Origin of the sequence: Blattabacterium cuenoti (assembly GCF_014252115.1) — a bacterium.
Lineage (GTDB): Bacteria > Bacteroidota > Bacteroidia > Flavobacteriales > Blattabacteriaceae > Blattabacterium > Blattabacterium cuenoti_AK.
Genome location: NZ_CP059211.1, coordinates 285,690 through 309,439, shown reverse-complemented (window position 1 = coordinate 309,439; position 23,750 = coordinate 285,690). Strand labels below are relative to the sequence as shown.

General features: G+C 26.5%; 21 protein-coding genes and 2 tRNA genes. 12 read left to right on the top strand and 11 right to left on the bottom strand.

What is annotated here, in order from left to right:
- The first annotated feature begins 3 nt into the window (after positions 1–3).
- The 5 genes from H0H44_RS01470 (at position 4) to mtaB (ending at position 5,366) form a co-directional block, all read left to right on the top strand.
- Complete coding sequence (locus H0H44_RS01470; RefSeq protein ID WP_185871908.1) at positions 4–798, top strand: enoyl-ACP reductase FabI; 795 nt, start codon at positions 4–6, stop codon at positions 796–798.
- 24 nt (positions 799–822) lie between these two features.
- A complete protein-coding gene (gene rpe / locus H0H44_RS01465) occupies positions 823–1,476 on the top strand; it encodes a ribulose-phosphate 3-epimerase (RefSeq protein WP_185871907.1) in 654 nt (217 codons plus the stop codon).
- 8 nt (positions 1,477–1,484) lie between these two features.
- The gene (gene dnaG, locus H0H44_RS01460; RefSeq protein WP_185871906.1) at positions 1,485–3,335 is read left to right on the top strand and encodes a DNA primase; all 1,851 of its coding nucleotides are present in this window, start codon (positions 1,485–1,487) and stop codon (positions 3,333–3,335) included.
- Between the two features lie 76 nt (positions 3,336–3,411).
- Positions 3,412–4,038 (top strand): peroxiredoxin, encoded by a 627-nt coding sequence (locus tag H0H44_RS01455; protein ID WP_185871905.1) that lies wholly within the window; start codon positions 3,412–3,414, stop codon positions 4,036–4,038.
- An 8-nt stretch (positions 4,039–4,046) separates the two neighbouring features.
- Positions 4,047–5,366 (top strand): tRNA (N(6)-L-threonylcarbamoyladenosine(37)-C(2))-methylthiotransferase MtaB, encoded by a 1,320-nt coding sequence (mtaB, locus tag H0H44_RS01450; protein WP_185871904.1) that lies wholly within the window; start codon positions 4,047–4,049, stop codon positions 5,364–5,366.
- Here mtaB and lipB read toward each other — a convergent pair.
- Complete coding sequence (gene lipB / locus H0H44_RS01445) at positions 5,363–6,082, bottom strand: lipoyl(octanoyl) transferase LipB (protein ID WP_185871903.1); 720 nt, start codon at positions 6,080–6,082, stop codon at positions 5,363–5,365. The genes mtaB and lipB overlap by 4 nt on opposite strands.
- 65 nt (positions 6,083–6,147) lie before the next feature.
- Between lipB and lysS the strand changes: the two genes are divergently transcribed.
- On the top strand, positions 6,148–7,641 hold the full coding sequence (gene lysS / locus H0H44_RS01440) for a lysine--tRNA ligase (RefSeq protein WP_185871902.1): 1,494 nt from the start codon (positions 6,148–6,150) through the stop codon (positions 7,639–7,641).
- Between the two features lies 1 nt (position 7,642).
- On the opposite strand, the gene H0H44_RS01435 is transcribed toward lysS, so the two are convergent.
- On the bottom strand, positions 7,643–8,608 hold the full coding sequence (locus tag H0H44_RS01435; RefSeq protein WP_185871901.1) for an amidohydrolase family protein: 966 nt from the start codon (positions 8,606–8,608) through the stop codon (positions 7,643–7,645).
- Between the two features lie 19 nt (positions 8,609–8,627).
- A complete protein-coding gene (gene rsmG, locus H0H44_RS01430) occupies positions 8,628–9,356 on the bottom strand; it encodes a 16S rRNA (guanine(527)-N(7))-methyltransferase RsmG (protein WP_394798468.1) in 729 nt (242 codons plus the stop codon).
- A gap of 3 nt (positions 9,357–9,359) precedes the next feature.
- On the opposite strand from rsmG, the gene H0H44_RS01425 reads away from it, so the two are divergent.
- Positions 9,360–10,547 (top strand): pyridoxal phosphate-dependent aminotransferase, encoded by a 1,188-nt coding sequence (locus H0H44_RS01425; protein WP_185871900.1) that lies wholly within the window; start codon positions 9,360–9,362, stop codon positions 10,545–10,547.
- A 9-nt stretch (positions 10,548–10,556) separates the two neighbouring features.
- Here H0H44_RS01425 and H0H44_RS01420 read toward each other — a convergent pair.
- From H0H44_RS01420 to H0H44_RS01405, 4 genes are all read right to left on the bottom strand, one after another.
- Positions 10,557–10,631: transfer RNA gene (locus H0H44_RS01420), tRNA-His, on the bottom strand.
- 23 nt (positions 10,632–10,654) lie between these two features.
- The gene (locus tag H0H44_RS01415) at positions 10,655–11,716 is read right to left on the bottom strand and encodes a diphosphomevalonate/mevalonate 3,5-bisphosphate decarboxylase family protein (RefSeq protein WP_185871899.1); all 1,062 of its coding nucleotides are present in this window, start codon (positions 11,714–11,716) and stop codon (positions 10,655–10,657) included.
- A 14-nt stretch (positions 11,717–11,730) separates the two neighbouring features.
- A complete protein-coding gene (locus H0H44_RS01410; protein WP_185871898.1) occupies positions 11,731–13,131 on the bottom strand; it encodes a dicarboxylate/amino acid:cation symporter in 1,401 nt (466 codons plus the stop codon).
- A gap of 51 nt (positions 13,132–13,182) precedes the next feature.
- Positions 13,183–13,253, bottom strand: a tRNA-Gln gene (locus H0H44_RS01405).
- A gap of 122 nt (positions 13,254–13,375) precedes the next feature.
- On the opposite strand from H0H44_RS01405, the gene rpsP reads away from it, so the two are divergent.
- The gene (gene rpsP, locus H0H44_RS01400; protein WP_185871897.1) at positions 13,376–13,714 is read left to right on the top strand and encodes a 30S ribosomal protein S16; all 339 of its coding nucleotides are present in this window, start codon (positions 13,376–13,378) and stop codon (positions 13,712–13,714) included.
- Here rpsP and truB read toward each other — a convergent pair.
- The 3 genes from truB to gyrB are packed head-to-tail and all read right to left on the bottom strand — an operon-like array spanning position 13,711 to position 17,166.
- Positions 13,711–14,433, bottom strand: coding sequence for a tRNA pseudouridine(55) synthase TruB (gene truB / locus H0H44_RS01395; protein ID WP_238786149.1), 723 nt, complete (start codon positions 14,431–14,433; stop codon positions 13,711–13,713). The two genes, rpsP and truB, sit on opposite strands and share 4 nt — an antisense overlap.
- A complete protein-coding gene (locus H0H44_RS01390) occupies positions 14,420–15,211 on the bottom strand; it encodes an undecaprenyl-diphosphate phosphatase (protein ID WP_185871896.1) in 792 nt (263 codons plus the stop codon). The genes truB and H0H44_RS01390 overlap by 14 nt, the downstream gene beginning before the upstream one ends.
- A gap of 17 nt (positions 15,212–15,228) precedes the next feature.
- Entirely contained in the window at positions 15,229–17,166 is a 1,938-nt protein-coding gene (gene gyrB / locus H0H44_RS01385) for a DNA topoisomerase (ATP-hydrolyzing) subunit B (protein ID WP_185871895.1), read from the bottom strand.
- 88 nt (positions 17,167–17,254) lie between these two features.
- On the opposite strand from gyrB, the gene argH reads away from it, so the two are divergent.
- Positions 17,255–18,655 (top strand): argininosuccinate lyase, encoded by a 1,401-nt coding sequence (gene argH / locus H0H44_RS01380; RefSeq protein ID WP_185871894.1) that lies wholly within the window; start codon positions 17,255–17,257, stop codon positions 18,653–18,655.
- Here the strand turns inward: argH and trmD are convergent.
- Positions 18,627–19,289, bottom strand: a complete 663-nt coding sequence (trmD, locus tag H0H44_RS01375) for a tRNA (guanosine(37)-N1)-methyltransferase TrmD (protein ID WP_185871893.1) — start codon at positions 19,287–19,289, stop codon at positions 18,627–18,629. The two genes, argH and trmD, sit on opposite strands and share 29 nt — an antisense overlap.
- 97 nt (positions 19,290–19,386) lie before the next feature.
- Here trmD and der point away from each other — a divergent pair, with 97 nt between their 5' ends.
- From der to H0H44_RS01360, 3 genes are all read left to right on the top strand, one after another.
- Positions 19,387–20,721, top strand: a complete 1,335-nt coding sequence (der, locus tag H0H44_RS01370) for a ribosome biogenesis GTPase Der (RefSeq protein WP_185871892.1) — start codon at positions 19,387–19,389, stop codon at positions 20,719–20,721.
- Positions 20,722–20,753: 32 nt separating this feature from the next.
- Positions 20,754–21,356 (top strand): Holliday junction branch migration protein RuvA, encoded by a 603-nt coding sequence (ruvA, locus tag H0H44_RS01365; protein WP_185871891.1) that lies wholly within the window; start codon positions 20,754–20,756, stop codon positions 21,354–21,356.
- A 72-nt stretch (positions 21,357–21,428) separates the two neighbouring features.
- Positions 21,429–23,729 (top strand): inorganic phosphate transporter, encoded by a 2,301-nt coding sequence (locus tag H0H44_RS01360; RefSeq protein WP_185871890.1) that lies wholly within the window; start codon positions 21,429–21,431, stop codon positions 23,727–23,729.
- Positions 23,730–23,750: the final 21 nt, after the last annotated feature.

Genomic DNA, 23,750 nt, shown 5'->3' with positions numbered 1-23,750 from the left:
CGTATGTCTCTATTGAAAAAAAAAAAAGGAATTATATTTGGAGCTTTCGATGAAAATTCTATAGCTTGGAAAGTTGCAGAACGTGCTTATGAAGAAAAAGCATCTTTCGTGCTAACCAATACACCAGCTTCTTTAAGAATAGGTAAAATTTATGAATTATCTCATAAAACAAAGTCTATGGTGATTCCAGCAGATGCTACCTCCATACAAGATCTTAATATTTTATTTGAAAAAACATTAGATCATTTCGGAGGAAAAATAGATTTTTTACTACATTCTATAGCTATGTCTATGAATATACGAAAGGGTTTAACCTATCCTTCCCTGAATTATGAATTTTTAAGAAAAGGATGGGAAATATCTGCTGTATCTTATCATAAGATAATGCAAACAGCTTGGAATAAAAAAGCGATGAATAAATGGGGTTCTATTGTAGCAATTACATATATTGCTTCTCAACGTAGTTTTCCATATTATGGAGATATGTCAGATTATAAATCCTATTTAGAAAGTATCACACGTAATTTTGGCTATTATTGGGGGATAAAAGAAAAAGTACGGGTTAATACTGTATCACAATCTCCTACTATAACACGAGCAGCAAAAGCCATTAAAGGATTCAATGAACTTTTCAAGTTATCTGAAAAAATATCTCCGTTAGGAAATGCTTCCGCACAAGATTGTGCAAACTATATAATTACACTTTTTTCAGATTTAACTAAAAAAGTAACTATGCAAAATTTATATCATGATGGAGGTTTCTCTCATACTGGAATTAGTGAAGCTATGATTTCATAAAAATCAATATAATAAATAAAAAATATGAAAAAAATTATAGCTCCATCTTTACTTTCAGCAAATTTAGCCTTTTTATATCGTGATATAGAAATGCTTAATCAAAGTGAAGCAGATTGGTTTCATATTGATATAATGGATACCTCTTTTGTTTCTAATATTTCTTTTGGATTCTTATTTACTAAATATGTAAAAAAATATGCTAATAAACCTATGGATGTACATTTAATGATATTACAACCAGAACGCTATATTGAACAGGTGAAAGCTTGTGGAGCTGATCATTTACATATTCATTATGAATCTTGTATTCATTTAAACAGAACAATTTGTTATATTAAAAATAATGGAATGAAGGTAGGAATAGCTGTGAATCCACATACTCCAATTTTTCTTTTACAAGATATTATTAATGATATAGATTTTGTTTTATTGATGAGTGTGGACCCTGGTTATAGTGGGCAAAGATTTATTCATCAAACATATCAAAAATTAGAAGATACTAAAGATTTAATCTTAAAAAAAGATTCTTCAGCACTTATAGAAGTGGATGGAGGAATCAATTTAGAAAATTCTTCCTTATTATTCAAAAATGGAGCAGATATATTAGTGTCAGGAACTACTATTTTTTCTGATTCTAATCCAAAAGAAATTATTCACAAAATGAAATTAGGAAATTAAACATTATTATGATTTCTAAAGAAACTATAAAAAAAATACTTTCTGTTTCTTGTATAGAAGATGTTATTGGAGATTTTGTGAAATTGAGAAAAAGTGGTTTTAATTATAGAGGACTCAGTCCATTTTCTAATGAAAAAACACCTTCTCTTATAGTTTCTCCTATGAAAAAAATATGGAAAGATTTTAGTTCTGGAAGAGGAGGAAGTGTTATCACTTTTCTTATGGAACATGAACGTTTTACTTACGAGGAATCATTACATTTTCTTGCCAAGAAATATGATATCAAGATTGATCATATAAATAAGTATCATCAATATAAATATAAAGAAACGAAATATGAAAAATTATACTTAATACAAGATTACGCAAAACGTTTTTTTATTAACCAGTTACATTCTACCCAAGAAGGACAGGAAAATGGATTGAATTATTTAATTCAAAAAAGAGGTTTTTATAGAGAAATTATTCAAAAATTCGAATTAGGATACGCCCCTATTTCTTGTAAAATGTTTACGTTGAACGCATTAAAAAAAGGATTCGAAATACAGGATATCATAAAATCTGGATTTACTATTTTCAGAAAATCCAACCATTTTTTTGATTGTTTCCGTCAACGTGTAATGTTTCCAATACATAATTTATCAGGAAAAGTTATAGGTTTTGGAGGTAGACATATTGATTATAGATATTCCACTAAATATATTAATTCATCAGAAAGTAATATTTTTCAAAAAAGTAAAATTTTATATGGCTTGTTTCAAGCTAAAAAAAACATTTTAAAAGAAAATTTCTGTTATTTAGTAGAAGGATATACAGATGTTATTTCTTTACATCAATCTGGTATAAAAAATGTAGTTTCTTCTTCTGGAATTTCACTTACTACAGATCAAATACTATTAATCAAAAAATTTACAAAAAATATTGTTCTTTTTTATGATGGAGATCATTCTGGAATTAAAGCTTCTTTAAGAGGAATTAATATGATGTTAGAACAAGAAATGAATTTTCGCATATTATTTCTATCTAATGGAGAAGATCCAGATTCTATATCAAAAAAATACCCCTTTTCTCAACTCAGAGAGTTTCTTGCAAAAAATAGTTACAATTTTGTTTCCTTTAAACAAAAAGTATATGAAATATTTCATAAACATAAAAATGATCCCATTAAAAAATCATTTTTAGTAAAAAATATTTTGAATAGCATTTCGAAAATATCTAACGTTATTCAGAAGGAATTATATCTACAAGAAGCTTCAAGAGTGTTAAATATTCGTCAAAAAATTTTGATTTATGAATTGAAAAAAATGAACGAAAAAAATGTAAAGAAATTTAATCCAGTTAAGAAAAATACAACATTTTTTTCTAAAAAAAGAAATACAATTCTTCTTTTCGAGGAAAAATTGATTCAATTAATTTTAAATCATGGAAATAAAATCATAAAAAAAAAAGAACACAATACAACGATTTTAAAAGAAGTATTTCGAGTTTTTCAATGTTGGAATTTACGTTTTTCCTTAAATGAGAATCAAGAAATATTTGATCAAATTTGTTTACAAAATAAAAAAACAACTTCGTTGAAGTTATTTTCGAAAGAGAAAACGAAATTATATTCATTATCTAAATGGGACAAAAAAGGAATACAAGTTTCATCTCAAGATGATCGTATAAATCAATATATTAGTGATATTTTATTAAGGTATAAATCTTTATATATTTCTCAATTAATTCAAAAAGAAATCACACATTATCATAATTATGATACAACAAAAAATGAGGATAAAAAAGCTTTTATAAAAAAAATTATGCATTTAACAAATATTAAAAACGAACTTCATAAAAAGTTACATAGATATGTTTAATCATTTTTTTGTAAAAAAAAATTATTTTTTTCTTTTTTTAAGTTTTGGTAAATTCGTGGGTATAAACACGAAAAAAATGAATACATTAATTTCGAAAAAAGCACCTAATTTTACGGCTAGTGCGGTATTAAATGGAAAAAATATTATACAAAACTTTACTTTGGAACAATTTAAAGGAAGTAAATATGTTTTACTTTTTTTTTATCCTAAAGATTTTACTTTTGTATGTCCTACAGAAATATATGCATTTCAAGAAAAAATTAAAGATTTTGAAATGAGAAATGTACAAATTATTGCTATCTCTACGGATACAGAACAATCTCATTGGGCTTGGTTACAAATGCCAAAAGAAAAAGGAGGTATACATGGAGTTACTTACCCTATAGTTTCTGATATCAATAAAACCATATCTCATAACTATGGAGTATTATCTGGGGATTGGATTTGCAATAATGAAGGATTGAAAGCAACGGGAGAATTAGTTGCTTATAGAGGATTATTTTTAATAGATAAAAAAGGAATCATAAGACATCTTTTAATTAATGATTTTCCTTTAGGTAGAAGTGTACATGAGGCTATCCGTATGATAGATGCTCTTCAATATTATGAAAAAAGTGGAGAAGTATGTCCCGCAAATTGGATAAAAGGAAAAAAAGCAATAAAACCTAATCATAGTGGAATTGAAGATTATTTCTCATCTTAAAATAAAAAATGTATAAAAAAAAAGTAGCATTTTATACCATAGGGTGTAAACTTAATTATGCAGAAACTTCTACCATAGCGAGAAAATTTTCTAATTTATATTACCAACACGTTCCTTTCAAGAGCCATGCAGATATTTATGTGATCAATAGTTGTTCTGTAACAAAAAATGCGGAAATTGAATTCAAGCATATTGTACGTTTTGCTGTGAAAAAAAATTCAAAAGCTTTTATTGTAGCAATAGGATGTTATGCTCAATTAAACCCTAAAGAGGTGTCTTCTATTATTGGAGTGGATCTTGTTTTAGGGTATGAAGAGAAATTTAAGATTATAGATTATATTAACAGAGAATGGAAAAAAAAATACTATGCAAAGATTATTTCGAAAGAAATTTATTTTCCATCGTTTTCAATTGGAGGTAGAACTCGTTCCTTTTTAAAAATACAAGATGGATGTGATTATAAGTGCAGTTATTGTATCATTCCTATGTCAAGAGGACCCTCTCGTTCTGATAGTATAGAAAATATATTGAAAAATATTTTATTCCTTTTTAAAAAGGGAGTAAAAGAGATTGTGTTAACAGGAATTAATATAGGAGATTATGGAAAAAATATATACGTAGGAAATAGACGTTTATATTCATTTTTTGATTTAATACAAGCTATAGATAAAATACAAGAAAAAGTAAGAATCCGTTTATCTTCTATAGAACCTAATTTGCTTAAAGATGAATATATTGAATTTTTATCTAAAAGTAAACGTTTTGTTCCTCATTTTCATATTCCTTTACAGTCTGGTAGTAATGATATATTGATGAGAATGCATAGACGTTACAGACGAGAACTTTATCAAAAAAAAGTAAAAAAAATTCGAGATTTAATGCCAGATGCTTATATAGGTTCAGATATTATTGTTGGTTTTCCTGGAGAAACACATAAACATTTTTTGGAAACTTTTCATTTTTTGAAAAAATTAGAAATTTCATCTTTACACATATTTACCTATTCTAGTAGGCCAAATACGAAATCCAGTCTAATACAAGAAAATATATATAAAAAAATACAGTGGAAACGGAATCAAATTTTGAGAATTCTTTCTGAAAAAAAGTACCGTTTTTTTTGTAAAAAACAAATAAATACCAAAAAAATTGTATTATTCGAAAATAATTATCATAATAAAGAATATTTATATGGGTATACAGAAAATTATATTCGAACTAAGATCCCATTAAATTTATACAATTCTTCTATATATGAAAATACATTACAAGATGTATTACTTACAAAAGTAGATAAGGATGGAATTATGATAGCAAAACCGATAAATTAAAAACCCAATTTTTTCGGCATATTGATGAATTCTATATCAAAAATTTCTTGAAATGATTTTTTTACCATATTTTTCACCTCTTGAAAAGAGATATAATTCAATTTCAATTCTTTTTTTAAAGAAGTAACTTCTTGATTATAAATTCCACAAGGAATAATATGTTTGAAATATTGTAAATCTGTATTTACATTTAAAGCAAATCCATGCATGGTTACCCAACGGCTCATTCTAATTCCGATTGCACATATTTTTCTGGATTTACCATTTTTTACATTAAACCAAACTCCTGTTTTTCCTTTTTTTCGTTCTCCCTTGATTTCATAATTTTTCCATAAAAAATGTATAATCACTTCTTCCAAAAGACGAAGATATTTATGAATATCCGTAAAAAAATAATCCATATTTAAAATGGGGTATCCTATCAACTGTCCAGGTCCATGATAAGTGATATCACCTCCTCTATCTGTTTGACAAAAAGAAACATTAATTTTTTTTAAAAAATCTGACGAAACCAACAAATGATTATCTTTTTTCCCATTTTTACCTATAGTATATACATGAGGATGTTCTACAAAGAGCAAATATCCTGCTTTTTTAGTAGATATATTATTGATTTTATTTTGTATAATGTCATTAAATAATTTTTTCTGATATTTCCAAGTCTCTTGATATTCTTTTTTTCCTAAATCTTCGAAAGAAAGTATTTTTTTTTTCATAGTTTTTTTAAAAATTTATATAAAATGTACCTTCGTTTTATTCAATTCGTTTTTTTCGTCAGGATATGACCAATTTATCAGAACAACAAGTTATACGAATAAAAAAGTTATATAAACTTAAAAAGTTGGGAATCAACCCTTATCCATCAGAAGAATATATTGTAACTACTACTATTTATAATATACAAAAAAAATTTACGGAAAAAGAAACTGTAAGTATAGCTGGACGATTAATGCGTTTACGTATTTTAGGAAAAGCTTCTTTTGGAGAGATCAAAGATCATACGGGTTATATGCAAATATATTTTACTCAGGATCATTTATTTTTATCTTCGGATCAAATAATAAAAAAAGAGGAAGCTTACAATATTTTTTTTAAAAAACTTATAGATATAGGGGATATTATTGGAATCAAGGGAATTTTATTTAAAACAAAAATGGGTGAAATGACCATTCATGTTCATAAGTTCACTTTATTATCTAAATCTATACGACCCTTACCACAAGTAAAAATGGATAAAAACAAAAAAATACATGATGCATTTTCTAATCCAGAACAACGTTATCGTATGCGTTATGTAGATCTTATTGTAAATGATCATGTAAAAGAAATTTTTTTAAAACGTACTCGTATCATACAAAAAGTAAGAAATTTTTTAGATGATAAAGGATACATAGAAGTAGATACTCCGATTCTACAATCCATTCCTGGAGGAGCCATAGCTCGTCCTTTTGAAACGTATCATAATGCATTGGGAATTCCATTATATTTACGTATAGCTAATGAACTTTATTTGAAAAGATTGATTATTGGTGGATTTAACGGTGTATATGAATTTTCAAAAAATTTTAGAAATGAAGGAATGGATCGTATTCACAACCCAGAATTTACTGTATTAGAACTCTATGTCGCTTATAAAGACTATTACTGGATGATGAATTTTACAGAAAAATTGATGAAAAACATTTGTAATAAATTTGAAATTAATTTTCAGACTCCTTTTCCTCGTATCCCTATATTGGATTCTATTAAAAAATATACTGGATTTGATCTCAAAGAAAAAAAAAAAGAACAAATAAGAAAAATTTGTCAAAAATTACATATAGAAGAAAATATAAAAATGAGTAAAGCTAAATTAATTGAGAATATTTTTGAAGAAAAATGCGAAAAAAATTACATCAATCCGACTTTTATTATTGATTATCCTATAGAAATGAGTCCTTTAACAAAAAAACATCGTTATAAAGAAAATTTATCAGAACGTTTTGAACTCATTATTAATGGTCAAGAAATCGCAAATGCTTATTCAGAACTTAATGATCCTATCGATCAACTTGATCGTTTACGAGAACAAATGAAATTTTCCGAAAGAAATACACAAGATGAATCTATATCTATTGATCAAGATTTCATACGTGCTTTAGAATTTGGAATGCCTCCTACTGCAGGTATCGGAATTGGAATAGACCGTTTGGTTATGTTACTTACTAAAAAAAAATCAATTCAAGAAGTTTTGCTTTTTCCACAAATGCGTCCAGAAAAAAGAGGGAAGAAATAAACTACTTCTTTTCCAAACCTAATACTTTTAATCCATTTATTGTAGAAATTTTTACCAAATGATCTATATCATAATAACGACAAGCTTCTAACATCACTCGTAATTCTATCCATAAATTTCCATCAGAGAAAGGTTTATATATATCACAGATGTTATCTGTACCAAAAGCCACTATAATTCCTTCAGGAACCATCTCATCTACTGGAGTGATAGAATTATGGCTAGGAGTTAAACGTTCATTTCTAGTATGATCAATCCAAGCAATAGGACAAGATATAACCATCAAATCTGCTTTTTTCATTAATTTGTATATTCTGTAACGATAATCTCTATCATGTGCAGCTAAAGAAATGCTATGAATAGCTACTACTTTTCCTTGCATTCCATGTTCAATCGTTTTTTTTGCTAATTTTTCAGTTTCTCTTTCTTCGCTAATATTAAATTGATCTACATGTACATGTACAATTTTTCCTTTTTTTTTGGCCATTTGTAATAAAATGTCTATATGTTGATCTTCTTTCCCAGAATCTGTAGCGGGTAATCCTCCAACGATATCCACAAATTCTATTGATTGATCGAACCAATATTTTGATTTTGGATCCAATACCCCTTTAAGAACTTGATTAGCAAAACAAATATGAATAGAATGTCCATAATTATTTTTCAATTTTTTAGCAGCTTTCAAGGCACGATCTTCAATAATTTCATCTACATCAATAAAAGAACATAAAGCTTGTGTTCCTTGCATTAAAAAATATTCTAATGCTTTTTCCATACGTATGTAAATATCCTCTTCTGTAGCTAAACGTTTCATTTCATCAACCAGATACCATTTTTTTTGAAGGGGAGAATAAGAATACTTGAAATTTTTTCTTGTTAGAGTATAAGCTCTATCTAAATGAGCATGAGCATTTACCCATCCTCCTTTTTGTCTCACTTTTTCTAAAAAAAATTTTTTAGGATTCATTTTAGTTAGTTTTTGTATACTATATTTTTTCTTCTATGTTGGAAATCCAAATAACTTTTTTAGTACCGAAAAAAGGTTCTTCAAAATAATGATTTAAAGGATATTCTATCGCATTAGGAAATTTTTTTAATTCATCATCCAAATTTCCTCCTTTTATATAAAAAGCTCCATTTTGAATGATAGAGTTGGATTTATATTTAAATTTATCTTTTATCCAATCATGGATAATATCTATTTTGTTTACAGATCGAGTCACCACAAAATCAAATTTATTTTCTAATTTCTCTGCACGTATACAAATAGGATGTACATTGTTTAAATGAAGATTATATGCTATTTTTTCGATAATTTTTATTTTTTTTTTAATAGAATCTACTAATATAAATTTTGTCTTAGGAAAAATTATGGATAAAGGAATTCCAGGGAACCCACCTCCTGTACCTAAGTCCATAACACATGATCCAGGGTAAAAAGAAAATACTTTAGCTATTCCTAAAGAAAAAAGGACGTGTTGTTGATAAAAATCGTGAAATGTTTTTCTAGAAACTAAATTCACATATGTATTCCAATATGAATATAAATTTTTTAAATAATACAATCTATAGATTTGCCGATCTAATAGATATGGAAAATATTTTTGAATTAATTCCATATTAATTAATGGATGATAAATAAACTTATAATCAAATTTATTTAGTTTATTTAGATTTGCAATCATTTCAATCGAACAATTACAATAAATATTCATGTTATGAAAAATAGATTATCTTATCGTTTACAAAATATATCTTTTTCACAAACTATAGCTATGTCATCTAAAGCTAGAGAATTAAAAAATAAAGGTCATGATGTTATAAATTTGAGTTTGGGAGAACCCGATTTTTATCCTCCTAATTTTGTTTTATCCGCTGCAAAAAAAGCTATAGATGAAGGTTATCATTATTATACCCCTGTATCCGGATATTTAGAACTTAAAAAAGTAATATGCGAAAAATTTCACCGGGATAATCATTTGAAATACAACCCTTATCAAATTGTGGTTTCTACCGGAGCAAAACAAGCTATAATGAATGTTCTTTTATCTTTGTTAAATAGAGATGATGAAGTTATTATTCCCGCTCCTTATTGGGTTAGCTATTTACAAATGGTAAAAATTTGTGAATCTAATCCAGTTATAATTCCAACGGTTATGAAAAACAATTTTAAGATTAATCCAGAACAATTAGAAAAAGCCATTACATCTAAAACAAAATTATTTATTTTCAGTACTCCCTGTAATCCTACTGGAAGTGTTTATTCTTATGATGAACTAAAAAATTTAGCAGAAGTTTTTAAAAAATATCCAGAAATCATGATTCTTTCTGATGAAATTTATGAACATATTTGTTATTCAGAAAAACATACTAGTATTGCTATATTTCCTAACATTTATCATCAAGTTATCACAGTTAATGGATTATCTAAGGCTTTTTCAATGACGGGTTGGAGAATTGGATATATTGGAGCTCCAAAATGGATTGCTGAATCTTGTGACAAGATACAGGGACAGATGACATCTTGTGCTAATTCTATTGCACAAATAGCTGCTATTACTGCATTATCATCCCATCCCAGTAAAATTGAATATATGATCAAAGAGTTTAAAAAAAGAAGAAATCTAGTTTTAGATATGATCAAAGAAATTGATGGATTTCAATTTTATCAACCAAATGGGGCTTTTTATATTTTTCCAAAAGTTTCAAATTTTTTCGGACAAAAATTACATGGAAAAATGATTAAAAATTCAGACGAATTTTCTGAATTTTTACTTGAACAAAGCAAAGTTGCTACTGTTAGTGGCAGTGCTTTTGGTAATAATGAATGTTTACGTATTTCTTACGCTTCATCTGAAGAAAAAATCATAGAAGCTTTTACAAGAATAAAAAAGATATTGAATTAGAAATATTTGGGTGAACGACCGGATTCGAACCGGCGACCCTCAGAACCACAATCTGATGCTCTAAACCAACTGAGCTACGTCCACCAAAATTATAAAGATAATTAATTCTATAAACAAAAACTTTCTATAATTTTTTTACAATAAAAAAATAAATCATTATAAATCCATTTTATAATAGATGTTTTTTCTTGAATAGGGTACAAAAGATGAACATTAGCTCCTGCATCTAGTGTAAAATAGATATTTTTATTATTCTGTCTTCTGAAATCCCATACCGTATAAATCACGTTCAGAGTATTTGGTTTCATCCATAAAAAATAGGGTCTAGAAGTCATGATCATAGCGTGAAGAGTCAAAGCTTCATGTTCTATTAATTCTCCAAATTCTTGAAATTCTCCTATTTTTAATATAGATATAAGTCTATCCATATTTTGATTAGCGCATTTAAATCTCTCTTTAGCATAAGGGTTATTATTCATTAACTGATGTCCTTTTGAACTCAATATTTTTTTAGGTACATCATCTATAATTAAAATAGTATCTTCTATTTTTTTAAAAATGGAATGTATTTCATATGGATATGGGATAGCATAAAGATTATTACTTCCTTTTATGGATTTATGATGTCCCCAAACAACAAGTCCAGGATAAATAGATCTGCAAGCACTTCCAGAACCTAATCTGGCTAAAAAAGAAGCTTTTTTAAAAAAAAAATCTTCTTTTAAAGAGCATACTAGTTTTTTTTCTATTTTCATAATGCATAATGCTAAAGCACTCATGGAAGAAGCAGAAGAAGCTATCCCACTACTATGGGGAAAAGTATTATAGGTTTCTATAATAAAATTAAACTTTCGTAAGTAGGAACAATAAAATGAAATTCTATGAAAAAATTCTAAAATTTTTGGAGTAAAACTAGTTTTTTCTTTTCCTGAAAAAAATACTCTTATAGATAAATTATTTTTTTTTCTCTCTTTATAAATTAAACGTGTAACCGTGTACACCTCTCCTAAAGAATAACTAATAGATGAATTCAACGGTATTTGAATTTTATTATTATGTTTTCCCCAGTATTTAATTAAAGCAATATTGGAATGACTTTTTACCGTAACTACTCCATTTGGTTCTATAGAATATTTTTTTTTTCTATAAAAAAAACAATTTTCTTTCAAAATTCAATTAAAAATCATTTAACACTTTTTTTAATATAATCTAACATTTTTTTGTCATCTAATTCTCCTTCAGAACGAGCTATTACACAACTAGCTAATCCATTTCCTATAACATTTACGGTAGTCCTAGCCATATCCATTAATTCATCTATTCCTATAATTGCCAATATAGGCCAAGTTGGGAGTCCAAAAGAAGACACAGTAGCTAACAAAATGACTAAAGATGCTCTAGGTACTCCAGCAACTCCTTTACTCGTTAAAATTAACGTAAGGCCTATAAATATTTGTTGACTAAAACTCAAAGGAATACCAGATGCTTGTGCAACGAAAACAGTTGCCAAAGATAAATAAAGAGTAGTTCCATCTAAGTTAAAACTATAACCTGTGGGAATCACAAAAGCTATAATTTTTCTTGGAACACCTAATTTTTCTAAATTTTCCATAAGTAAAGGCAAAGCGGATTCTGAACTTGTAGTCGCAAACGCAAGTGATACAGGTTCAGTTAATGCTTTGATAAAACCTTTTAAAGGAACTTTAATCCACAAAAGAATAGGAAGTAAAACAACTATCAAAAAAATCAGTAAAGCAATATAAAGAGTTAATAACAGTTGAAATAAATTATACAAAATATCCAGTCCCATATGTCCTACTGTATAAGCAATAGCGGATCCTACTCCTATAGGAGCAAAATACATAATAATTTTGGTAAACTTAAACATGATTTCTGAAAGACTCTCTGCAAACAATAATATAGGACTTCGTTTTTTATCTTCTAAAAAAACCATAGATACACCAAATATAACGGAAAAAACCACTATAGGCAATACATCTCCATGATAAATAGATTTTATAAAATTTTCCGGAAATACATGAAGAATTGTATCTTGCCATGATCTCCTTTCTACTTTTGGTAATGTTTGTTCCGTGATTCCTGAAGGCATAACAATACCAACTCCAGCTTGTGATACATTAATAGCAATAAGACCAATAAATAAAGCCAAAGTTGTTACCACTTCAAAATATAGTAGGGATTTCCATCCCATACTTCCTAATTGTTTAATATTAGAATGACCTGCTATTCCAACCACTAAAGTTGAAAATAATATTGGAGCAATAATAGTTTTGATCAATCTCAAAAATATTCTAGATAAAAATCTTAATTCCACAGCAATTTTGGGAAGATCCAAACCTATTTCTATTCCTATGATAATGGATAATAATATCCAAGTAGTTAAATCTTTTTTCATGAAAGAATACAATATGAAAAGAGATATAACAAAACATCTTAATATACAAAGAGTAGATTTATCCAATCCTAACAAGGATTTTGATAAATGAATAAAGATATATGCTAAAACACTTAGAAAAGCTATTAATAAAACTTTTTCTTTTTTTATTTTCATTCCAATACTCATTTTGTTCTCAGTCTAACCACCAAAAAAAAACTATACGAATAATAAAGGGAACAGACCCGTAGGGACTCGAACCCCAACTAACAGAACCAAAATCTGCTGTGCTACCGTTACACAACGGGTCTATGAAAAATGTAAATATATACTATTTTTTTTCAAAAACATGATAATTATATCTAAATTGAGGACTACTTTTTTTCTATAAAAAATATTAAAAGGTTCATTTATAATATAAATTTGTCAAATTATGTCCGTAAAAATTCGTTTAAAAAGAATTGGAAAAAAACATAAACCTATTTATCATATAGTTGTAGCTGATTCTCGTGCACCAAGAGATGGAAAATTTATTGAGAAACTAGGAACTTATAATCCTCATACAGATCCTCCTTCAACTGTACTCAAGATAAAAAATGCTGTTTCATGGTTAATGAAAGGAGCGCAACCTACCAATACGGTAAAATCTATTTTTTCTAAAACTGGTGTGTTATTGAATAAACATTTATTGGAAGGGGTAAGAAAAGGCATATTCACCAATGAAGAATCCCAAAAAAAGTTTCACATGTGGTATAAAAAATATAAAATTTAATCCAATAAGTAACATGTAAATTCTTTTGAAATATTTAATTTTATAGAATAAGAACAATTCACAGAAAAATTTCCTATTCGTTCTCTTCTTAAAGAAAGTATATAAGCACCACTTTGAAGTGCTTTACCAAAATCTTGGGCTATAGATCGAATATAAGTTCCTCTTCCACATTCTATAAAAAATTGAATATAGGGAATTCCTACTTTTAGGATATAGAATTTATAAATTTTTATACGTCTAGACTTGGAAACGATTCTGATACCCTTTCTAGCATATTCATAGAATCTTTTTCCTTTTTTTTTTAAGGCAGAAAAATTTGGAGGAAATTGATCTATTTCTCCCAAAAATTTTTTAGATATCTTTTTAATCAATTGGGGAGTAATATGTAAAACGGAAGAAAAATTTTTCTCTTCCGTTTCTGAATCAAAAGATAAAGTTTCACATCCTAATTTTATAATACCTGTATAAACTTTTTTATAATTTTGAATCTCATTTACTTTTTTAGTATATTTTCCTGTAAGAATAACTAATAAACCTGTAGCAAAAGGATCTAAAGTTCCTGCATGTCCTATTTTTAAATTTTTAATAGTGGTTTTATTGAGGATATAAGTTTTTATTTTTTTTACAATGTCAAAAGATGTCCACCCCCATGGTTTATCTACTAACAGTATTTTTCCATTGTTAAATTCTGATAAATTTTGTGAATCAATATTTTCCAATTGGTTTTATCAAATAATGTGCAATAATAAAAAAAGTTCCTAAAATAATTCTATAGTATCCAAATAATTTAAAATTCTTTAAATATTTTGTCAACCATTTGATGGTTATCATTCCAGTAATAAAAGATACTATATTTCCTAATAATAATAATTCTATTTCTTTAAACGTAAAAGGATTTAATTGAAAATAATAATCATGTAATTTTTTACATGTAGCAAACCCAATAACAGGAACAGATAAAAAAAAAGAAAACTCTATTGCTTTTATTCTATTCACATTTTGTAGCATACAAGCAATAATGGTAGTTGCACTTCTAGACACTCCTGGAATTAAAGCCATACATTGAAATAATCCAATAACAAAAGCTTTTAAATAAGTAATATTATTTTTTCTGTTATAAAAGTTTTTTTCATAAAACATTTCTGTTTTTAAAATTACTAATCCTCCTATTAAAAGAGATAAAGATACTATAAATGGTTTATCTAAAAAAAAATTGATGATTTTGTTTAAGAAAAAACCAAAAATCCCTACAGGAAAACTAGCTATAAAAATTTTCAGATAAAAATTCAATTTTTGAAAAAAAAGTTTCTTTCTATACAAAAAAATTACAGATAAAATGGCTCCAAACTGAACAGAAATAATAAATAAATTTGTTATTTTATTTTCTAATATTCCCATTATAGAAGCCGCAATAATCATGTGTCCTGTAGAAGAAATAGGAAAAAATTCTGTTATTCCTTCAATAATCCCTAATAGGATTGATTGAATATAATTCATATTTTACTTATAATCAATTAAATATCAATTTTCGCATGTATTGCATTTTTTTCTATAAAATTTCTTCGTGGAGGAACTTCATCTCCCATAAGAACGGAAAATATTTTGTCTGCTTCAGAATAATTGTCTATATTCACTTTACGTAAAGTTCTTTTTTTTGGATTCATAGTTGTTTCCCAAAGTTGATCTGCATTCATTTCTCCTAATCCTTTATATCGTTGTATATTGATAGATTTTCTTCCTCCTAATTGATGAATAATCCTTTCTCTTTCTTGATCATTCCAAGCATATTGATAATGATTTCCTTTTCGAATTAAATAAAGTGGAGGTGTAGCAATGTAAATGTGCCCTTTTTCTATTAAAGGTTTCATATAACGAAAGAATAATGTTAAAATTAAAGTAGAGATATGACTTCCATCTATATCTGCATCTGTCATAATAATAATTTTATTATATCTAAGTTTTTTTATATTTAAAGTTTTTTGATCTTCTTCTGTTCCAATAGAAACTCCTAAAGAAGTAAATATATTTTTTATTTCCTCATTTTCAAATATTTTATACTGCATAGCTTTTTCAACATTTAATATTTTTCCTCGTAAAGGTAAAATAGCTTGAAAACTTCTATCTCTTCCTTGTTTAGCTGTACCTCCGGCAGAATCTCCTTCTACCAAATAAATCTCACAATTTTCTGGATTATTAAAAGAACAATCTGCTAACTTTCCAGGTAAAATACTACTTATAGGAGTTTTTTTTTGTATCAACTCACGTGCTTTCTTTGCTGCTTGACGTGCTTTAGCTGATAATATTATTTTGTCAATAATTTTTTTTCTATCACTAGGATTTTCTTCTAAAAAATTATATAATGATTCTCCTACAATTTTATCTACAATTCCCCCTACTTCGTGATTACTTAATTTTGTTTTAGTTTGTCCTTCAAATTGAGGTTCCATTACTCGAACAGATATAATAACCGTAATTCCTTCTCTAAAATCATCTCCTGTTAATTCTATCTTATTGGATAAAACACTATATCCATCTATATATTTTTTCAACGTTCTTGTTAATGCTCTTCGAAATCCGGAAATATGAGTTCCTCCTTCATAAGTATTTATGTTATTAACATAAGAATAAATTTTTTCTTTAAAAGAAGTATTATATTGCATTGCCACTTCTACAATAGTATTGTCTTTTTCTCCTTCAATAAAAAGAATCTTTTTAGTTAAAGGATGATGATTTTTATCTAAAATTGGTAGATATTCTTTCAATCCATTTTTAGAAAAAAAATGTTCTTTTATATTTTTTCTCTCATCTATTAAAAATAAGTACAGGCCTTTATTTAAAAAAGATAATTCTTTTAATCGATTAGATAAAATTTCATAATTATATATAATAGAATTGAAAATAGAATGATCAGCAAGATAATAAATTTTTGTTCCTTGCATATTAGTTTTTCCTAAATATTTTACAGAATAAAGAGCTTTTCCTTTAAAATATTCTTGTTGATAAATTTTCCCATTCCGATAAATTGTAACTACAAGTTTTTCAGACAGAGCATTAACACAAGAGACTCCTACACCATGTAACCCCCCAGAAACTTTATAAGAATTTTTATCAAATTTACCACCTGCACCAATTTTAGTCATCACAACTTCTAAAGCAGATTTTCCTTCTTTTTTATGAATGTCTATTGGAATGCCACGTCCATTGTCAAGTACAGTGATAAATCCATTTTTATGGATTGTTACCCATATTTTATTGCAAAAACCTGCTAAAGATTCATCTACAGAATTATCTATTACTTCGTAAACTAAATGATGTAAACCTCTAGTTCCTATATCTCCAATATACATAGAGGGTCTGAGTCGAATATGTTCTATTCCTTCAAGAGATTGAATACTATCTGCTGTATATGTATTATAATTTTTTGTTGTATTTGTTTTATCTTTTTTATCCATGTAACTTAATTATTATTTTACATAATTTTATCTTATTATCTTATCTTAAACGTTTAGAATTAATCAAAGATAGAAAAAATATTATTCCGTGAAAATTTGGGAAAAAAAAACAAATTTTAGTTTCAATAAAGAAATAGAACATTTTACTTCAAGTAAAGATTCAAAAATAGATTTACTTTTAGCCCCACATGATGTTATAGGGACAATAGCTCATGTGATTATGTTAAAAACCATAGGATTATTAAATAAAAAAGATTTAAAAATTTTAATTCAGGAATTACGTAACATTTATATTCATGAAATTTTAAATAATAATTTTAAGATAGATGAAGGAATAGAAGATATTCATTCTCAGATAGAATTTTTGTTAACTCACCGTTTAGGAGAAGTAGGTAAAAAAATACATAGTGGTAGATCCAGAAATGATCAAGTTTTAGTGGATTTAAAACTTTTTGTTCGTACAGAAATAAAAGACATCGTATATATGAGTTACTCTTTCTTTGATTTATTATTAAAATTAAGCGAACAATATAAAAATATATTAATGCCTGGCTATACTCATTATCAAATAGCAATGCCTTCTTCTTTTGGTCTTTGGTTTTCTGCGTATGCAGAAAGTTTAATAGATGACTTGTTATTTATACGTACAGCATATCGTATTGTCAATAAAAACCCTTTAGGTTCTGCTGCAGGTTATGGTTCTTCTTTACCTTTAAATCGGAAAATGACAACCGATTTATTAGGTTTTGAATGCTTGAATTATAATGTAATATATGCTCAAATGGGACGTGGAAAAATGGAAAGAATCGTTACAGAGTCTATCTCTTCTTTAGCAAGAACTCTAAGTAAAATGGCACAAGATATTTGTTTATATTCAAGTCAAAATTTTAATTTTATTAGTTTTCCTGATCATCTTACTACCGGATCCAGTATCATGCCTCATAAAAAGAATCCAGATGTTTTTGAAGTCATACGATCTAAATGTAATAGAATAACATCGTTACCTAATGAAATTTCTTTAATTTCTTCTAATTTATGTTCCGGATATCATAGAGATTTTCAAATCATTAAGGAAAGATTTATTCCAATTTTTGAAGAAATGAAAAAATGTTTTTCTATGTTTCAATACATGTTAAATCATATCATAGTAAAAAAAGATATTATTAAGGATGATAAATACAAATATTTGTTTAGTGTAGAAGTTGTGAACAAATTGGTTATTGAAAAAGGATATTCCTTTAGAGAAGCCTATCAAAAAGTAGGGTTAGATATCCAAAATGGATGTTTTAAACCTTTTACAAAAGCTTGTTATTCTCACGAAGGAAGTATAGGTAATTTATGTATTACACAAATTAAAAATTCAATGCAAGATGTTATAAAAGAATTTGACTTTGATTTTTATAAAATTAATGAAGTTATCAAACGATTAATTTACAGTAAAATTCATTTTGACGAAACCTCTAAGTATCCAATTTTTTTTGGGGTATAGATTTTTCATTTAACCAATCTTTTATTTTTTTGTGATGTCCAGATAAAAGTATGTTTGGAACAGCCCATCCTTTATAAATCATTGGACGTGTATAAATGGGAGGAGCTATAAAGGATTCTTTTTGAAAAGAATCTGTAAGAATGGAATCTTTATTTTGTATTACTCCAGGTAACAATCTAACTATAGATTCTATGACAACAGCTGCAGCTAATTCTCCTCCAGATAAAATATAATTTCCAATAGATATTTCTTTTGAAATTAGATGATCTCTAATTCTTTGATCAATTCCTTTATAACGACCACAAAGAATGATAATATTTTTTTTATTAATTAAATTTTGAGCATTTTTTTGTGAAAATAGCTCTCCATCAGGAGTCATAAAAATTTTTTCATCATAATCTCTTTCTGATAAAAGCTTATAAAAACACTGATATACAGGTTCTATTCTAATCACCATTCCTGATCCCCCTCCATAAGGATAATCATCCACATTTTTTCGTTTTCCTAAACCATATTTACGTAAATCATGAATATGAATCTCAATTAAACCTTTATAAATTGCCCTTTTCATAATAGAATTGGAAAAAATACTATGAAAAATTTCAGGTATTATACTAACAATATCTATACGCAATGTATTATATTTTTTTATTAATATACACTTTGACTAATATTCTAAGAATGAAACTTATGAAAAAATTTTACCTTTGTATGTGAATAATTTATTAAAAATGAATTATATCGTATCTATAATAGGACGTCCTAATGTAGGAAAATCAACTTTATTTAATCGTCTTGTAGGAAGAAGGAAAGCTATCGTTCATGTGAAAAGTGGAGTGACAAGAGATCGTATTTATGGAAATTCAGAATGGAATGGAATTAGATTTTCTATAATAGATACTGGTGGTTTTTCTACTTCGAAAATAGATTTTCTCGAAAAAGAAATAAAAAACCAAATTTTCATAGCTATCAAAGAATCTGATGTTATTTTATTTTTAGTAGATATCAAATTAGGAATATTAAATGCGGATATAGAAATTGCTAAAATATTAAGAAAATGTAAAAAAAAAATTTTATTGGTTATCAACAAAGTTGATAACGGAAAACTTATCTATTCTGACACAGATTTTTTCCGTTTAGGATTTAAAGAATATTACTATATATCAGCTATAAATGGAAGTGGAACAGGTGAATTGCTAGATAAATTAATAGAAATATTCAAAAAAGAATTTTTAAAAAAAAAAGACAAAACATTGGAAAACGAATTTCTTCCTCGTTTTTCAATAATAGGACGTCCTAATGTAGGAAAATCAACTCTGATTAATTCTTTTCTAAATAAAAACCATCATATTGTGACAAACATTTCGGGAACAACCAGAGATAGTTTAGATGTATTATACAAAAAATGTGAATATGAATGTATTTTAATAGATACACCTGGAGTCAGAAAAAAATCAAAAATCAGAGATAACATTGAATTTTATTCCATTATGAGAACGTTTAACACAATAGAACATGCGGATGTTTGTCTTTTAATGATAGATGCATGTTGTGGATGGGAAAAACAAGATATGAATATTTTTAAATTAGTGGAAAAAAATCATAAAGGAATTATAATTATTATTAACAAATGGGATTTATTTCATGAAAAAAATCAGAATACACAAAAAGATTACGAATTTTTTATAAGAAAAAAAATTGCTCCATTTAATTATATTCCCATTCTTTTTATTTCCGCTAAAAATAAAGATGGAATAGAGAATATTATTCCTATGGCTTATCAGATTCTAAAATCTCGTAAAAGCAGATTAAAAACGAATATTTTAAATAAAATTATGTTACCAATTTTGAAAAAAAATCCACCTACTCCTAATAAAAAAAACAAATTCAAATTAATAACAATTAAATATTGTACTCAATTGCCTTCATATACACCTAAATTTATTTTTTTTTCTAATTTTCCTCAATACATAAAAGAATCTTATAAAAGATTTGTTGAAAATAAAATTCGTTCTTACTTTGATTTTGTAGGAGTACCCATACAAATTTTTTTTAGAAAAAAATAATTTTTATTATCTATTTATTGATTGATAATATCGTGATAACATACTTAAACGGAAAGTTAGTAGAAAAAAATCAATCTTATTTAATCATAGATTGTCATGGAGTCGGATATCATATTTATATATCATCATATACTTATTCTTTTTTAACAGAAAAAGAAGGAAAAGATGTTTGCATACATACTTATCTATTTATAAAAGAAAATCAACATGTTTTATATGGTTTTTTTGATAAAAAAGAAAGAAAAATCTTTTCTTATTTGATATCCGTGAATGGAATAGGTCCAAATTCTGCTATTATGTTATTATCTTATCTTACTCCATCTGAAATAAAACAATCTATATGCGAAGAAGATGTCAAAATGTTTAATAAAGTTAAAGGAATTGGTAAAAAAACCGCTCAAAGAATTATTATTGAACTAAAAGATAAAATTGTTAAAGAAATTTTTCCTAAAAAAGAAAAATTATTGGAAAATACACCTTTTTTGATAAAAAAAGAAGCTTTAAGTGCTTTGAGTGTACTTGGATTTTCTCCTAAAGAATCTAAAAAAGTTTTGGATGATATTTTACACGAAAATCCAAAATATTCTGTAGAGAATCTCATTAAAGAATACTTAAAAAAAATTGTAAAATCATAAAAAAATTATTCACTATTTATAAAAAACCTTTTCTTTTTCTTTTTTTTTGTGAATTCAATAATACTTATTATTATGAAAGTTTTTTATCCTTCAATTATAGTGGTTCTTTTTTTACTATCTATATTTGATCTTATTGTTGGTTTAATTAATGATGCTGTTAATTTCCTCAATTCTGCTATTGGATCTCAAGTTTCTTCTCGTAGAACTATTATGATTTTTGCTAGTTTAGGAATTTTATTAGGAGCTCTTTTATCTAGTGGAATGATGGAAGTTGCAAGAAAAGGAGTTTTTGATCCCTCTTATTTTTATTTTTCAGATATCATTTTTATTTTCTTAGCGGTTATGATATCCGATATTATTTTACTGGATATTTTTAACACTTTAGGTTTACCTACTTCCACTACAGTGTCTATGGTTTTTTGTTTATTAGGGGCGTCTTTCAGTATCGCCATGATAAAAATAACTTCACCATTTAATAATGAACCTTTTCATCATTTAGCTCTGTATATTAAAATGGAAAAAACATTTACTATTAGTCTAGGTATTTTTTTATCTATTGTCATTTCTTTTACTTCCGGTGCTTTTATTCATTATTTCATACGTTCCTTATTTAGTTTTGAATATGAAAGTAGATTGAAATATGTAGGAGTGATATGGAGCGCAATCTCATTAAGCAGTATGACTTATTTTCTTATTGTAAGAGGACTATATAGTACTTTACAAGGTTTTACTAATGAAAATTTGACAGGATTTTCCTTACTTGTTCAACATTTTATAAAATGGATTCACCACAATTTTTTTATTTTTTTATTTATATTATTTTTTACGTGGATTATTATAGCAAAAATAGTTGTTTTTTTTAAATTTAATATATTAAAATTTGTTGTATTATATGGGACTTTCTCTTTGGCTATGGCTTTTGCGGGTAATGATTTAGTCAATTTTATAGGAATTCCTATAGCTAGTATACAATCTTATCATATATGGAAAGAATCAGGTAGTCCTCCTGCTGAAAAATTCAATATGAAAAGTTTATCTGGAAATGTACAGGTTCCATCTTCTTTTTTAATTTTTTCAGGAATGATTATGATATTTACCCTTTGGGTTTCGAAAAAAACAAAAAATATCACGAGTACAGAAATTAATTTAAGTAGACAAAATGAAGGAACGGAAAAATTTTTATCTAATTCCCTTTCTAGAGGAATTGTTCGGATTTTTTTATATTTAGGAAATCATTTTTTTAAATTCTTTCCTAAAAGACTTTTAGTCAAAATAGAAAAAAATTTTAAGCAGAAAAAAATACAAAAAGAAAAAAACATTGCTTTTGATCTAGTTAGAGCTTCTGCTAATTTAACTATATCCAGTATATTAATCTCTATAGCCACAGTTCAAAAATTGCCATTATCTACTACTTTTGTTACTTTTATGGTATCCATGGGGACCTCTCTTTCAGATAGAGCATGGGATAGAGAAAGTGCTGTTTATAGAGTTTCAGGAGTATTAAAAGTTATAAGAGGATGGTTTTTAACAGGGTTAATTGCCTTTATTATGGCAGGAATTACGTCTTCTTTTTTATTCTTTTTTAAAGAATGGGCTCTATTTTTTCTTATTTTTTTGATTTTATTTGTTTTTTACAGAAGTTATAAAAACTATAATAATCAATACGAAGAAATAGAGGATAAATTGTTTTTTGGTATCGTAAATCTAACTTTAGAAACCACTATAAACAAAAGTTTTGATATTTTAAAACCGATACTTGAATATGTTGAAAATATTTACAGAAATAGCATGGAAGGGATTACTAAAGAAAAATTAAAAACTCTTCAAAAGAGTAGAAATAATTTTTTTAAATTAAAAAAAAATTTTACGAAAATACATAATTCTTTGATAGAAGTGATAAAAAAAACGAAGAATCATGAAGAAACTGCTGGAATTCTTTATCTAAAGATATACAACAAAATTAAAGAAATCATTGATTCTTCAGATATTATTACGAAACATACATTGTTTCATGTAATCAATAGCCATAAACCTTTAAAATATAAACAAAAAGAGAATTTATTAACACTTGAGCTACTTATGCTTGAACATTTCAATATCATAAAAAAAATCACAAAAGATAAAAATTGTGAAATAATACAATTTCCTTGCACCATACAAAATCAAATTATCAAAAAAATTGATGAACAAATGAATCAACAGGTTATAGGAATTATCCATAATAAATATGGAATAAAAAATACATTTTTGATGTTGGATATTCTTGTCCAATCAAGAAAAATGACAGAAAATATCGAAGATATTATAAAATTATATCATAATGCATTATCCCATAATTCATCATTTCATACAAAAAAAATGCATCCTTTCTAGCTTAAAATGGAAACATTTCTA